Consider the following 14496-nt stretch of genomic DNA (forward strand, 5'->3'; position numbering starts at 1 on the left):
GGGGGGGGGCCCGCTGGGTCGCCCCCCCCCCCGGGTCGGCCTCCCGGGCGGGGGTTCCCCGCCCCCCGCCGGGGGGGCCCGCCCGCCCGCGGGCGGGGGGGGGCGCGGGCCGCGGCGTGTGCGGGGCCCGATCCGCCGTCGGCCGCGGCGTGTGCGGCCCCGGTCTAGCGCGGGCTGCCCTCCAGGTCGGCCAGGGTCGCGTGCAGCCAGGCGAGTTCGGCCTCGGTGGTGGCGCGGGCGACCAGCAGCAGGCCGCGCCGGAACGGGTCGGCGAACTCCTCGGCGCCCACCGGGCGGTCGCCCTCGTAGAAGAAGCTGGCCGGTTCGGCGAGGAAGGCCAGTCGGCGGCGCAGTACGGCGGCCTGGTCGGCGGGGTCGGCGAGGTGTCGCAGGAAGGCGAGCAGGGTGAACCAGCGGTTCTCGTCGCTGACGTCGAGCGGCTCGGGCTCGCGCAGCCGGTCGAGCAGTGCGGTGCGGCCGGCCTCGGTGAGGTGCAGGGTGTGCCGGGGCGCGGCGGCGCTGCCCGGCTCGGTCTCGCGGACCAGCAGGCCGTCCGTCTCCAGGCGTTTGATCGCGGGGTAGAGCGTGCCGTCGCTGATCGGGCGGACGTGGCCGGTGAGCGCGGCGAGGTGGCGGCGCAGCTCGTAGCCGTGCAGGGGGCGGTCGTACAGGAACCCGAGGATGGCGAGCTTCAGCATGGGGCCACTCTCTCAGATCCTTCCCTCGGGGCATGGGTATCTCACTATCGCTATACCTCGACTTCGATGTATGGTCCTGGTCGTCCGCCGGAGTCCCCGGAGCCGGGAGCCGGCACACCCGGGAGGCGCCGGCACACCCAGGAGAAGGAGCGAGTGAGCATGCGCGAGGCCCCCGTCACCCCGAACGGCGACCGGATCCGCTGGGTCGAGCTGCCCGGCGCCGAGCCGGCCCGGCTCTACCTGCACGGGCTCGGCGCCACCTCGCCGGCCTACTTCGCGGCCGCCGCCACCCACCCGCTGCTCGCCGGGCGGCGCTCGCTGCTGCTGGACCTGCTCGGCTTCGGCCTCAGCGACCGGCCGACGGACTTCGGCTACACCCTGGAGGAGCACGCGGACGCGGTGGCGGCGGCCGTCGCGACTGCCGGGACGGCCCGGGTCGAGGTGATCGGCCACAGCATGGGCGGGGCGGTCGCGATCGTCCTCGCCCAGCGGCACCCGCACCTGGTCGAACGGCTGCTCCTGGTGGACGCCAACCTGGACCGGGTCGACCCCGACCGGCGCCACCCCGGCAGCAGCGGCATCGCGGCCTACGCGGAGGAGGAGTTCCTGGCCGGCGGCCGGGGCGAAGTCGCCGAGCGGGTCGGCCCGTTCTGGTGGTCCACCATGCGGCTGGCCGGCCCGGAGGCGCTCCACCGCAGCGCCCGCTACCTCGCCCGGGCGACCGAACCGACCATGCGCGAGCTGCTGCTCGGCCTCGACCTCCCGCGCACCTTCCTCCACCCGGCGGTGGACGGCGAGCCGGCGGGCGCCGGGACCCTCCGCGCGGCGGGCGTACGGGTGGTCGCGGTGCCGGACTGCGGGCACAACATCATGCTCGACAACCCGGACGGCTTCGCGGCCGCCGCGGCACGGGCGCTCGCGCACGGGTGAGCGGGGGAGGCGCCGGCCGCCGCCCGTCGTAGGCTGGGGCGGACCGTCCGAGAGGAGCCCGCCCGATGTCCGTCCAGGTCCCGCCCGCGCTGGCCGCGTCCCTGGAGGGCTTCCTCGGCGCCGAGGGGCGCGCCTGGGTGGCCCGACTTCCCACCCTGGCCAGCGAGTTGATGGACCGCTGGGAGCTGCGCCCGGACGGGCCGGCCGCGCACGGCGTGGTCGGGCTGGTGCTCCCGGTACTGCGCGCCGACGGGATGCCGGCCGTGCTCAAGCTCCAGCCCGTGGACGAGGAGACGGTGGGTGAACCGCTCGCCCTGCGAGCCTGGGGCGGCCGCGGCGCCGTGCGGCTGCTCGACCACGAACCGGCCACCGGCTCCCTGCTGCTGGAGCGGCTGGACCCCGGGCGCTCACTGCTCGACCTGCCCGACGACCTCGCGGCGCTGCGCGTGATCGCCGAGCTGCTCGGGGAGTTGACGAAACGTCAGGCGCCGTCCGGGCTGCGGACCCTGGCGGGTGCGGCGAGCGACCTGCTCGACCGGGCCCCGGCGGCCGTCGCGGCCCTCGCCGACCCGGCGGAGCGGCGCCTGCTCGCCGACTGCGCGGCCGCCCTGTGCGAGGTCCGCGCCGACCCCGGCGACCGGCTGCTGCACTGGGACCTGCACTACGGCAATGTACTGGCCCCGCTCCCGGGCAGCGGCCGGGCGCCCTGGCTGGCCATCGACCCCAAGCCGCTGGCCGGCCACCCCGGCTTCGAGCTGCTCCCGGCGCTGCGCAACCGCTGGGAGGACGTGGTGGCCACCGGGGATGCCACTCGGGCGCTGCGGCGGCGCTTCGACCTGTTGACGGAGGTGCTGGAGCTGGACCGCGAGGTGGCGGCGGCCTGGACGCTCGCCCGGGTGCTGCAGAACGCGGTCTGGGTGGCCGAAGAGGGCGGGGCGGAGCTGGACCCGGCCCAACGTACCGTCGCCGAGGTGCTGTTGGGGCGCTGACCGGAGAGCCCGCGCGGCTTTCCGTGCCTGCGAGGTGCTGCTGCTCGGGTCCTCCCGCTCGGTGCTTCCGCTCGGCGTTCCCGCGCGGTGCTTCCGCTCAGTGCTCGCGCAGGGGCACGAAGCGCACCGGTGTCCCCGGTCTGGCCTGTGCGGCGGCCGGGAGGTCGCCGGCCGGCACGACGCCGATCACCGGGTAGCCGCCGGTGGTCGGGTGGTCGGCCAGGAACACCATCGGCTGCCCGTCCGGCGGAATCTGAACGGCGCCCAACACCATGCCCTCGCTGGGCAGTTCGCCGTTCCTGGCGCGGGCGACCGGCGGGCCCTCGGTGCGCAGCCCGACCCGGTTGCCGGTCGGGGAGACCAGGTACCGGTCGCGGCCGAGACGGGCCACCGCCTCCGGGCCGAACCAGTCCGCGCGCGGTCCGAGCCGCAGCCGCAGCACCAGCTCGGCCGGGGGGCCGGGCAGCGGCACCAGATCGGGCCCGGCCCGGTACGGCGGCGGGGCGCCCACCGGCAGCCGGTCCCCGGCGGCCAGCGGGGCCGGCCCGAGCCCGGAGAGCAGGTCCGCCGAGCGGCTGCCGAGCACCGGCGGGACGGCGATCCCGCCCGCCACCGCCAGGTAGCCGCGTACCCCGGCCGTCGCCGCCCCCACCTCGACCAGCGCCCCGGCCGGCACCACCACCGGCGCGCCCCAGGCGGCCGGCCGGCCGTCCACCCGGACGGGCGAGGGCGCACCGGTGACGGCGACCAGCGCCGTTCCGACGGCCCGCAGCGCGACCCCGCCGAGCGTGGTCTCCAGCCCGGCGGCCCCGGGTTCGTTGCCCACCAGCCGGTTGGCCGCCCGCAGCGCCGGCTCGTCCAGTGCCCCGGCCCTCGGCACCCCGAGGTGGGCGACCCCGCGCCGCCCGAGGTCCTGGACCGTGGTCAGCGGCCCCGGCCGCTCCACCACCAGTTCGTTCAACTCCGGCTCCCCTCAGGCCCGTTCCGCCGTGAAGCGGACCCGGGTGCCCGGCGCCAGCAGGGCCGGGGGCTCGCGGTCGGTGTCCCAGAGGGTGAGCGCCGTCCGGCCGATCAGCTGCCAGCCGCCGGGGGAGGGGTGCGGGTAGACGCCGGTGTACGGGCCGGCCAGGGCGACCGAGCCCGCCGGGACGGAGCTGCGCGGAGTGGCCCGGCGTGGCACCTCGTAGCGCGCCGGGAGGCCGGTGAGGTAGCCGAAACCGGGGGCGAAGCCGCAGAACGCGACGACGTACTCGGATCCGGTGTGGATCCGGACGGCGGCCTCCTCGGACACCCCCCACAGTGCGGCGACCTCGGCCAGGTCGGCGCCGTCGTACACGGTCGGGACCTCCAGCAGCGGCCCGCGCGCCGCCCCGGCCGTCGCCGGACGGGCGGTGCGCAGCAGCGCCGCCACCGCGCCGACGTCCGCGACGCCGTCCAGCAGCAGGGTTCGCGCGGCCGGTACCAGCTCTTCCACCGCGCCGAGCGCCCCGGCCTCCTGGCGCTCGCTCAGCCAGCCGTACAGCGCCGCCACCTCGGCCGTCCCGGGCAGCTCGACCAGGAGCGCCCGCTCGCCGACCCGGCGCACCGTCCCCGCCGTCGCGTCGGGGCCGGGTATGCGAGGGGCTGTCACGTGAACGCCTCCACCCGGACTCCGGCGGAGGCCAGGGCGCCGCGGATCCGCCAGGCGAGCTGGGCGGCGCCGGGGGTGTCGCCGTGGACGCACAGCGAGCGGGCCTCGACGGCGATCCGCTCGCCGCCGGCGGCCTCCACCGTGCCGTCCCGGGCGATGGCGACGGCGCGGGTGATCACCGACTCGGGGTCGTGCACCACCGCGTCCGGCTCGCGGCGCGGGACGAGGGTGCCGGTGCGGGTGTACGTGCGGTCGGCGAAGGCCTCGGCGACCACCGGGAGCCCGACGCCCTCGGCCACCTCCAGCAGCAGCGAGCCCGGCAGGCCGAGCACGGGCAGCGGCCCGTCGCAGACCGCGCCCGCCCGCAGCACGCCGGCCACCACGGCCTCGGCCTGCTCGGAGTCGCCGACCACCCGGTTGTAGAGGGCGCCGTGCGGCTTGACGTAGGAGACCTTGGAACCGGCCGCGCGGGCGAACACCTGGAGGGCGCCGATCTGGTACGCGATCTCGTCGGCGAGCTCCTCCGGGGGCACGTCCATCGCGCGGCGGCCGAAGCCGGCCAGGTCGCGGTAGGAGACCTGGGCGCCGATCCGGACGCCGCGCTCGGCCGCCAGGGCGCAGACCCGGCGCATCGTCGACGGGTCCCCGGCGTGGAACCCGCAGGCGACGTTGGCGCTGGTCACCACGGACAGCAGGGCCTCGTCGTCGGTCAGGGTCCAGCGTCCGAACCCCTCACCGAGGTCCGCATTGAGATCGATCACCGCATCGGCCACGCCCGTCCGCCTCCCAGCAGCTGTTGAGCCAGATGGTAGGGCCTGCGGATGAAGGCCGTTGCCCGTGACCCGGAGCCCCGCGGGTGCCGCGGCGTGTGCCCGGGGCCGCACGCCCCGGGGCGGCGCCTCACGGGGTGGCGCCGGGGCGCGAGCGGGCGCGGACCGCCCGGACTCAGCCGGCGGTCACCGGTGCGCGGTAGGCGCGCTCCAGTGGACGCAGCGCCCGCAGCACGATCAGCAGCGGTACGACGCCGAGGACCCCGAACGACATGTCGACGAATCGCCAGACCAGCGGAATCCCGCGCAGCGGCCCGCAGATCAGTGCCAGCGGGATGACGGCCCCGCAGGCGAGCACGGCCCAGCGGATCACCCAGATGTTGCGGACCGGGTCCTTGAGCGGCCCCCAGAAGGCGGCGGCGATCACCAGGTGGGCGAAGGCCAGCCAGTCGGTGCCGTAGGCCAGGAAGGGGTAGCGCCCGTTGGTCTCGGCGAGGCCGGTGTGGACCCGTTCGAGCCAGGCCGCCGCTGCGGGGAGGCGGTCACTCAGCGGGGCGGCGGGCCCGGAGGCGAAGTCGACCAGCCAGCGGGTCTCGGTCTCCAGGGGGAACGCGGTCAGACCGCTGAGCACCAGGCAGACCAGGAAGAACCAGAGCCACCGTCGGACCTTGCGAAGGATGACCGCGGGGTCGCCGTTCATTTCGCCCACCTCCATGCCGAGCATGCCGAAGTGCAGGCGGAGCCTTGTCCGACCTGCGCGGAACCGACTCTAGACCTATCTTTTGAACGTGTTCAACTCGCATTTTGGGTGGGGTGGGGCAGGGGCGGCCGGGGCCGCCCCGGAACGCAGCGGTGCCCGGGCTCCGTGGAGCCCGGGCACCGCTGGCGGCCAGTGCGCCGCGTGAGGCCGTTACGCCGTGTAGGTGTACGTCACCGGCGCGCTGGTCCCGCCCGCCGTGGTGACCGTGACGCCCACCGCCCCGGGCTGGGCGCCCGCCGGGGCCGTGGCGGTGCAGGCGGTCGGACCGCAGGAGACATGGGTGGCCGGCACCCCGCCGAAGGCCACCGACCCGTACGTCAGGTTGCTGCCGAACAGGTACACCCGGGTACCGCCGACGGCCGGGCCGGAGACCGGAGAGATGCTGCTGACCACCGGCGCGGCCGGGGCCGGCGGCGGGGCGCCGGTGTAGTCGAAGGTGACCGGAGCCGAGGCTGTGCCGCCGGGCGTCACCACGCTGACCGGGGTGCTGCCCGTGCCGCCCGGGGTGGTCACCGCGCAGGCGGTGTCGGTGCAGCGGCCGGGGGCCGGGACGCCGCCGACCAGCACCATGCCGTTGGCCAGGTTGCTGCCGCTGACGGTCACCGCGGTGCCGCCGGTGCCCGGGCCGGTGGCGGTGTCGAGGCCGGTGACGGCGGGGGCGGCCTGGACGGTCGCCGGCAGGTAGCTCTTGCTGCCGAGGTCGTAGCCGGAGACGTGCCCGGTCGGGTCGGCGTCGTTCGGGTTGGCGACCGTCGCGGTGATCGCGCCGACGATCGGCACGCCGGGCGTGGTGGCCAGGTTGAGCTTCATGAAGTTGTAGCTCCCGACCGCCCGGGTGGCGGTGAACACGGCCTCCAGGTGGCGGTGGTCGGGGGAGAGGGCGGTGGTGAAGGTGTAGTCCGGCGGCGTGGGGAAGAACATCGCACCGTCGGTGGTGACGCCGGGCGGCAGGTCGAGGGTGATGTGGGTCGGCCCGGTCAGGTCCGCGGTGCCGGACACGGTCCAGGCCACCGACATGTTGCCGGTGGTGAAGAACCCGCCGGGGTAGTTCCCGCTCTGCGAGACGGTCACGTGCTGGGCGGAGGTCGAGGCCGCCGGGGTCGCGGCCTCGGCGGTGGCGCCGGTGACGAGGACGGCGCCGGTGGCGAGGGTGGTCACGGACAGCGCGGCGGCGAGGCCCGCTTTGGCCAGTCGGGTGATCATTGGTCGATCATCACCGAACAAGCGCGCCGTCCTCACGCTTTTCTCGAATGCCGGTTCGGGAATGGCGGGATCTCGTCGAAATCACGTTCTGAATCCGTCACCCGTACCGTCGTCCACCTGCCGCTCCGCCCGCCCGCAAGGTCCGTTTCGGTCGATGTCGGTGCGAACCTCTAATCTTGTCCTCCGTGACCGTCATCGCAGACCCGCTCACCGAGCCCGGCCTCCGCCAGCCCGCCGGCCCGGCCGCCGCGCGCCCCGCGCCCGGCCCCGCCGCCGATGAGGGCCTGGCCCGCCGGCTCAAGGCGCTGGCCTGCACCGCCCCGCTGCACGACCTGGACAACCGCAAGGTCAACCTGGCCGGCGAGTACGGCGGCTACGCGATGGCCGAGGTCGGCCTCGCCGCGATCGACCTGGTCACCCTGAACATGGACTTCGACACCGGGGCCGACCGCGACATAGTGCTCGCCCGCCTGCTGCCCCGGGTCGCCGTCCAGGCGACCGGCCGCCCCGCCGTCGAGCACGAGCGGGTCGCCCGCTGGGTGCTGGAGTCGCTGATCAACGTCGGCAGCGTGGACCGCGGCTTCCGCGCCGTCTACGGCACCTTCGGCGCGGACGGCGAGTACGTCCGCCGGGACTACGACTTCAAGCTGATCGAGGAGGTCCCCGGCCCGGACGGCGGCGTCTACCTGCGCACCACCGACGAGGCCGTCAACGTCCTGGTCGGCGCGCTCGACACCGACGTCACCTCGGCCCAGATCGCCGCCGAGGTCAAGCTGGAGGTGCTGATCCGCCGCGGCCGCCTGGCCGACGCCCAGCTCGCCGCCGAGCAGGCCCGCTACCGCACCGTCCAGTACGCCGAGACGCTGCGCCGCGCCCTGGACGCCACCCGCCGCAACGTCCGCGCCGTCGACTGGATGCGCGCCGTCCCCGACCTCATCGCGGAGGCGCTGGACCACATCGCGGACCGCTACCGGCACGAGAACGCGATTCTCACCAACATCCGCAAGGCCCGCGACGAGGCCGAGGACCCGGAGCACAAGCGCCGCGCCGCCGAGCTGGTCGACATCGTCAAGGACTGCATCCGCCGCCACACCCAGCTGCAGACCCGCCTGCTGGAAGCCGGCCCGCTGTTCCGCGCCGAGCAGGACCGGCAGGCCTTCGCCACCCCCGGCGCCCGCAGCGGCATCGACCTCTACGGGCAGCTGCTCGCCCCCGTGCTGCGGCTGCCGGTGGAGCAGGCCGTCCGCCCCACCGGCGCCTTCTTCGCCCGTGGCGCCGGACTGCGCACCCCGGTCTCGGTCCGGGTCGCCGACCTGGTCGACCTGCTGCTCACCCCGCCGGTCGAACGCGAGCACCTCGGCGCCGAGCTGCCCGACCCCGACCTGGTCGCCACCCCGGACGACAGCCGGTTCTCCGAGGCCCAGCTGGAGTCAGCGATGGTCCTGCTCGACCTGCCCCCGGACGCCCCCCGCCGGCTCTCCGGCCTGCTCGCCGACGCCCGCAAGCAGGACCCGGACCTGCCGTACCTGCTGGCCCTGCTCGCCGTGCACGCCGCCAGCCCGCCGGTCGGCACCGCCTACCGCCAGGGCGAGGAGCGGCTGCTGTTCGCCGTGGACGACGGCACCCCGCTGCACGACCCGGAGTTCGGCGGCGCCGACCTGATCGTCGGCAGCGCCCTGCTCGACGCGGTCGGCATGGCCGCCGACCGCAAGGACGCCGGCTGACCGGCCGGGAGGCACACCTTGCCGGGACCAACCTTGACGAACCGTAACCACCGCGCCATCCCCGAGGAGCACCGCCCGTGACGACCCACCACGACACGTCCTGGGCGACCGAGAGCGAACCCGTGGCCCCCACGCCGATCACCCCGGCCGACGTCGCGGACGCCGCCCGGCTGGTCTCCTTCGGCCTCCAGGCCAAGCTGCTGCCCGCCCGGGACGCCGAGTACGCCGAACTGGTGCGCCGCCACCGCGAGGACCCGCCGTTCGCCCGGCTCGCCGACGCCGTCGCCACCGGCATGGGCCTGGTCGTCCTGGAGGTCTCCCCGCGGGCCGGCATGGCCGTGGCCGCCGCCGAGGACTCGCTGTTCGCCGTCCGGATGGGCGACTACTCGCGCCGCGCCGCCTCCGAGTCCACCGACCGCTTCCTGCACGGCCTGGCCCACCTGGCCGTTGCCGCGATGGCCTTCCCCCGCCCCGAGGACCTCGCCGACGACGGCTACCTCGGCCGGATCACCGTCAACGGCGTCGACTCCTTCGTGCGCCAGGCCTGCCGCCGCCTGGAGGAGCAGGCCGACGCCGAGGGCGCCAACACCGACCCGGCCTCCGACGCCCCCGGCCTGGAGGCGGCCTGGCGGGTCTGGGCCCGGCGCACCGCCACCGGCGCCACCAAGGACGCCCGCCGGCTCTCCGGCTCCACCATCGGCATCGTCGCCAAGGCCGTGCTGTTCCTGGTCGACTCCGGCTTCCTCCAGAAGGTCTCCGACGACTCCGGCGGCACCTACCGCACCACCGCCCGCTACCAGCTCCAGGTGCGCGACCTGGCGGGCAGCGCGGCCATGGCCGAACTGCTCGACCTCGGCATCGTCCCGGTCTCCGACGGCACCGCCAGCCTGTTGCCGCCGGACACCGGCGACGAACTGGTCGCCGACGCGGGCCTGCCGTTCCACTCGCTCTGAACCTCGGTGCCCGGAGTCCACCCGCTCCGAGCACCGGCGCCCAGAGCCCACCCGCCCAGATCCCACCCGCTCCGAGCCCACCGTGCCGGCCTCCCGCCGGGCACACCCGGTCCCGGAGCACCGCGCCGGCCCCCGGCCCACCCGCCCCGAACCGGCCCGCCGCCCACCCCTCACGCCACGCAAGCCACGGAGAACCGCCGCACATGTACGAGCTCAACCGGGTCCGCCTCTACTCGATCGGACCGGCCGGCGCCCGCTACGCCGACACGGTGCTCGACCTGCGCGGCGTCGGCGAGCCGGTCGCCGACCCGGCCCCGCAGCAGATCGGCCTGTTCGGCGAGGACACCGACGGCCCGGTCCGCCGTCCCGCCCCCGCCGGCGTGCTCTTCCTGGAGAACGGCGGCGGCAAGTCCGTCCTGCTCAAGCTGATCTTCTCGGTCATGCTCCCCGGCCACCGCAACACCCTCGGCGGCGCCAGCTCCGGCGTGCTGCGCAAGTTCCTGCTCGCCGACGACTGCGGCCACGTCGCCCTGGAGTGGCAGCACACCGTCACGGGCGAGCTGATCGTGGTCGGCAAGGTCAGCGAGTGGCGCGGCCGCCAGGTCTCCTCCGACCCGCGCAAGTTCGCCGAGACCTGGTACTCCTTCCGCCCCGGCGCCGGCCTGACCCTCGACTCGCTGCCGGTCGCCGAACGGGTCAGCCTGGCCGGAGACCAGAAGGCCCGCGGCCGCCGCCGCACCATGAAGGGCTTCCGCGACGCCCTCACCGAGGCCGGCAAGGCCCACCCCCACCTCGACCTGGTCTTCGAGGACGGCCACGACCGCTGGACCGAGCACCTCGGCGAACTCGGCCTCGACCCCGAACTCTTCCGCTACCAGCGCGAGATGAACGCCGACGAGGGCGAGGCGGCCGGCCTCTTCGCGGTCAAGCACGACAGCGACTTCACCGACCTCCTGCTGCGCGCCGTCACCGACACCCGGGACACCGACGGCCTCGCCGACCTCGTGCACGGCTTCGCCGCCAAGCTCGGCCGCCGCGCCGAACTCACCGCCGAACGCGACTTCACCGCCGGCTCGCTGGACCTGCTGGAGCGCATCGCCGAGACCACCACCGCCCGCGAGACCGTCCGCGAGGCCCACCGCACCGCCGAACGCCGCACCCGCCGCCTCGCCCACGCCCTCGCCTCCCGCGCCACCGCCGAACGCGACCGCGCCCAGGACCTCGCCATCGAGGTCGCCGCCGCCGCGAGCGCCGTCACCGCCGCCGAGGCCGACCGCACCCGGCACAGCCTGATCACCGACGAACTCACCCACCGGCACGCCACGTTGGGCCTCGCCGCGGCCACCGCCGAGGCCGCCGCGCTGCGCCGCGAACTCATCGACGCCCGCACCCTGCACTCCGCCTGGCAGGCCGCCGAGGCGGTACTGCGCCAGCGCGCCGCCGCCGACCGGGTCACCCGGGTCGCCGCCGCCATCCGCGAGGCCGAGCTGGACGCCGCCCCCGCGCTCGCCGCCCGCGCCCGCGCCGCGACCGCCCTGGCCCGCGCCCTGGAGGCCGCCGCCGCGGCCGCCGAGTCCCGCGCCGACACCGAGGAGGAGCGCGCGGGCGAACTCCAGCAGGACGGCGGCAAGGCGCAGTCCGACGCCACCGAGGCCGCCACCGCCGCCCAGAAGGCCCGCAGCGAGGCCGAGCACCTGCGCCAGCGCCTCGCCGAGGTCGAGCAGGAGACCGAGGCCGCCGTCTCGGCCGGCTTCATCGACGCCGACGGCGACGTGGACCCGGCCCGCGCCGCGCTGCACGCCGCCGACGTCGAGAAGGCCGCCGCCGCCGCGCTCGCCCAGGCCCGTACCGCCGCCGAGTCCGCCGCCGCCCGGCTGCGCGAGTCCGCCGCCGCCACCTCGCGCGCCGAACTCGCCGCCGAGCGGGCCGGCGACGCCCGCAAGGACGCCGCCCGCGCCCTCGCCGCCGAGCAGCGCACCGCCGCCCTGCTCGCCACCGAGGAGCGCCTCGCCGACCTGCTCTCCCTGACCCCCACACCTACCGATTGGAGCGAGGACGGGTCGGGCGCCGAGGAGGACGCCGGCTTCCTCACCCCCGCCGTGCTCGACCGCAACGCCGAGTACCTGCGCGAACTCCTCGACGAGTCCATCGCCACCGCCGAACGCACCCTGTTCGACCTCCGCACGGCCGCCGCCGACGACTCCCGCATCCTCGCCGCCCTCGGCGACGGCGGTCTGCTGCCGCCCGGCCCGGACGTGCTCGCCACCGTCGAGTACCTCGCCGAGCACGGCATCCCGGCCCTGCCCGGCTGGCGCTACCTCGCCCAGTCCGTGGACCCGGCCGACCACGACGCGATCCTCGCCGCCCGCCCCGAACTGGTCGACGGCGTGGTCGTCACCGACCCGGCCTCGCTGGAACGCGCCCGCGAGGCCCTGCAGGCCGCCGCCCTGCTGCCGCGCTCCACCGTCGCCGTCGGCGCCGCCGCCTCGCTGATCGCCCCGATCACCGACGAGCCCGCCTTCTTCCTCGTCCCGCCGAACCCGGCCATGCACGACGAGTCCGCCGCCGACGGCGAGCGCCGCGAACTGCGCGCCCGGGCGAGCGCCCGCGAGGAGCACATCCGCGAACTGGCCGGCCGCCTCGGCGCCGACCGCGCCCTCGCCGCCCGCCTCGCCTCCTGGCACGCCAGCTGCCCGCCCGGCACCCTCGCCGAATTCGCCGCCGCCGCCGAGGCCGCCCGCGAGCACGCCGAGCAGGCCGCCGCCGCCCTGGCCACCCTGCGCGCCGACCACGACGAGGCCGAGACCGACCACGCCGCGGCCGCCTCCGTCCACGAGGAGCACCGGGAGGCCGCCCAGCGCGCCCGCCGCCGCGCCGACGCCCTCTCAGGCCTCGCCTTCCGGCTGCGCGAGCGCGGCAACTGGGCCCGCCGCCAGCGCGAACTCGCCGAGGACGCCGCCGAGTGCGACCGCCGCCAGGTGCTGTGCGCCGAGCGTGCCCGCACCTGCGACGAGGACCGCCGCGCCGCCCAGCGCGCCGCCGACGACGCCCGCCGCACGGCCCGCGCGCTGCGCGCCGAACGCGCCGAGATCCCCGCCGCCGAGCAGTCCGACGAGCCCGTCGAGACCGCCCCCGCCGCCCTGCCCGCACTGCGCGAGGCCTATCGCGCCGCCTCCCAGCTGTACGAGAAGGTCGGCGTCGGCGCCGACCTGCGCGCCGAACAGGCCCGCGCCGAGGGCGACGAGGCCGCCGCCGCGACCGAACTCGACCGCCTCACCAACAAGGTCCGCACCCGCGCCGAGGAGCTCCTCGGCAGCCCCGACGGCGCCGACGGCCCGGCCCGCCAGGCCGCCGCCGCCCGCGCCGAGGAACTGGTCGCCACCATCGAGGCCCGCTCCGCCGCCGCCAGCGAGCAGCTCGGCCGGCTGCGCGGCGAGGCCGAGCGCTCCGCCCCCGCCGACGGCGAGGCGCACACCGAGCTGCCCGAGGACCTCGTCCCCACCGATCCGGAGCACGCCCAGGTCCTGCTGCGCACCGCCACCAGCCGACTCGCCGAGCGCCGCGAGGCCCTGGACGCCGCCCGCACCGCCCACGCCGACCTCCAGCGCACCTTCGACAGCGCCCAGGCCTCGGCCGCCGACTTCGACGAGCTGGCCGGCCAGCTGCGCGACGGCCTGCGCGACCACCAGGAGGACCCGGACGACCCGGTCGAGCCGTACCTGGGCTCGCTGGCCGACGCCCGCACCGGCGCCACCGAGGCCCGCCGCTCGCTGCGCACCGCCGCCGGCGAGCTGTCCTCCTCCGAACTCGCCGTCCGCGACGCCGCCGACGCCCTGGTCCGGCACGCCAACGCGGCCCGCTACGAGGCCGTCCGCACCCCCGCCCGCCAGCAGATCCGGGAACTGCCCGCCTCCGCGCTGCCCGAGCACGCCGCCGCCTGGGCCGCGGCCTTCGCGCCCCGGCTGCGGGTGCTCACCGACGAGCTGGCCCAGCTGGAGAAGAACCGCGGCTCGATCGTGGACCGGCTGCGCGGTCTGGTCGAGTCCTCGCTCACCACGCTGCGCGCCGCTCAGCGGCTGTCCCGGCTGCCCGAGGGCCTGGGGGAGTGGTCCGGCCAGGAGTTCCTCCGGATCCGCTTCGAGGACCCGGACCACGCCACCCTGGTCGAGCGCCTGGGCGAGGTCATCGACGAGGCCACCCGCGCCGCCGTGAAGAAGAACAGCGACCTGCGCCGCGACGGCATGTCGCTGCTGCTGCGCGGGGTCGCCGCCGCGATCGGCCCCAAGGGCGTCAGCGTCGAGATCCTCAAGCCCGACGCGGTGCTGCGGGCCGAGCGGGTCGGGGTCGGCCAGATGTCCGACGTCTTCTCCGGCGGCCAGCTGCTCACCGCGGCCATCGCGCTGTACTGCACGATGGCCGCGCTGCGCGCCAACGACCGCGGCCAGTCCCAGTTGCGGCACGCCGGCACGCTGTTCCTGGACAACCCGATCGGCCGCGCCAACGCGACCTACCTGCTGGAGCTCCAGCGGGCCGTGGCGGACGCGCTCGGCGTCCAGCTGATCTACACCACGGGCCTGTTCGACACCACGGCGCTCGCCGAGTTCCCGCTGGTGATCCGCCTGCGCAACGACGCCGACCTGCGCGCGGGCCTCAAGTACATCTCGGTCGAGGAGCACCTGCGCCCGGGCCTGCCGGCCGCGCCGGACCCGGACGGCCCGACCATCCACGGCGAGATCACCGCCACCCGGATGTTCAAGCGTCCCGCGGAGGTTCCGGCGCAGACGTGAGCGGGCCCCGTCCGGCCGGGGGAGGTTCCGGTCCGACCGTGAACTGACTAGC

11 protein-coding genes are annotated in these 14496 nt (G+C 76.2%); 5 read left to right on the forward strand and 6 right to left on the reverse strand.

From position 1 onward, the window contains the following. Positions 1-164 precede the first annotated feature (164 nt). A complete protein-coding gene (locus tag ACFVUY_RS39340) occupies positions 165-698 on the reverse strand; it encodes a PadR family transcriptional regulator (protein ID WP_359911083.1) in 534 nt (177 codons plus the stop codon). Positions 699-857: 159 nt separating this feature from the next. Here ACFVUY_RS39340 and ACFVUY_RS39345 point away from each other — a divergent pair, with 159 nt between their 5' ends. Both ACFVUY_RS39345 and ACFVUY_RS39350 read left to right on the forward strand, forming a co-directional pair. Beyond that, on the forward strand, positions 858-1628 hold the full coding sequence (locus ACFVUY_RS39345; RefSeq protein WP_387736855.1) for an alpha/beta fold hydrolase: 771 nt from the start codon (positions 858-860) through the stop codon (positions 1626-1628). A 65-nt stretch (positions 1629-1693) separates the two neighbouring features. Continuing rightward, entirely contained in the window at positions 1694-2617 is a 924-nt protein-coding gene (locus tag ACFVUY_RS39350) for an aminoglycoside phosphotransferase family protein (protein ID WP_387736856.1), read from the forward strand. 97 nt (positions 2618-2714) lie between these two features. Here the strand turns inward: ACFVUY_RS39350 and ACFVUY_RS39355 are convergent, their stop codons facing one another. From ACFVUY_RS39355 to ACFVUY_RS39375, 5 genes are all read right to left on the reverse strand, one after another. Further along, entirely contained in the window at positions 2715-3578 is an 864-nt protein-coding gene (locus ACFVUY_RS39355; RefSeq protein WP_387736857.1) for a biotin-dependent carboxyltransferase family protein, read from the reverse strand. Between the two features lie 12 nt (positions 3579-3590). Then, positions 3591-4247: a 5-oxoprolinase subunit PxpB gene (gene pxpB, locus ACFVUY_RS39360; protein WP_387736858.1), complete on the reverse strand. Its 657-nt coding sequence runs from the start codon at positions 4245-4247 to the stop codon at positions 3591-3593. After that, positions 4244-5020, reverse strand: coding sequence for a 5-oxoprolinase subunit PxpA (locus ACFVUY_RS39365; protein WP_359911098.1), 777 nt, complete (start codon positions 5018-5020; stop codon positions 4244-4246). Before ACFVUY_RS39365 ends, pxpB begins: the two co-directional genes overlap by 4 nt. A 172-nt stretch (positions 5021-5192) precedes the next feature. Next, entirely contained in the window at positions 5193-5717 is a 525-nt protein-coding gene (locus tag ACFVUY_RS39370) for a hypothetical protein (protein ID WP_387736859.1), read from the reverse strand. A 210-nt stretch (positions 5718-5927) separates the two neighbouring features. Next, positions 5928-6980, reverse strand: coding sequence for an IPT/TIG domain-containing protein (locus tag ACFVUY_RS39375; protein WP_387694444.1), 1053 nt, complete (start codon positions 6978-6980; stop codon positions 5928-5930). A 194-nt stretch (positions 6981-7174) separates the two neighbouring features. Between ACFVUY_RS39375 and ACFVUY_RS39380 the strand changes: the two genes are divergently transcribed. The 3 genes from ACFVUY_RS39380 (at position 7175) to ACFVUY_RS39390 (ending at position 14444) form a co-directional block, all read left to right on the forward strand. Next, complete coding sequence (locus ACFVUY_RS39380) at positions 7175-8704, forward strand: hypothetical protein (protein ID WP_387736869.1); 1530 nt, start codon at positions 7175-7177, stop codon at positions 8702-8704. Positions 8705-8781: 77 nt separating this feature from the next. After that, positions 8782-9657 (forward strand): hypothetical protein, encoded by an 876-nt coding sequence (locus ACFVUY_RS39385; RefSeq protein ID WP_387736860.1) that lies wholly within the window; start codon positions 8782-8784, stop codon positions 9655-9657. 203 nt (positions 9658-9860) lie between these two features. Beyond that, complete coding sequence (locus ACFVUY_RS39390; RefSeq protein WP_387736861.1) at positions 9861-14444, forward strand: hypothetical protein; 4584 nt, start codon at positions 9861-9863, stop codon at positions 14442-14444. Positions 14445-14496: the final 52 nt, after the last annotated feature.

Origin of the sequence: Kitasatospora sp. NPDC058063 (genome assembly GCF_042885395.1) — a bacterium.
Lineage (GTDB): Bacteria > Actinomycetota > Actinomycetes > Streptomycetales > Streptomycetaceae > Kitasatospora > Kitasatospora lactacystinica.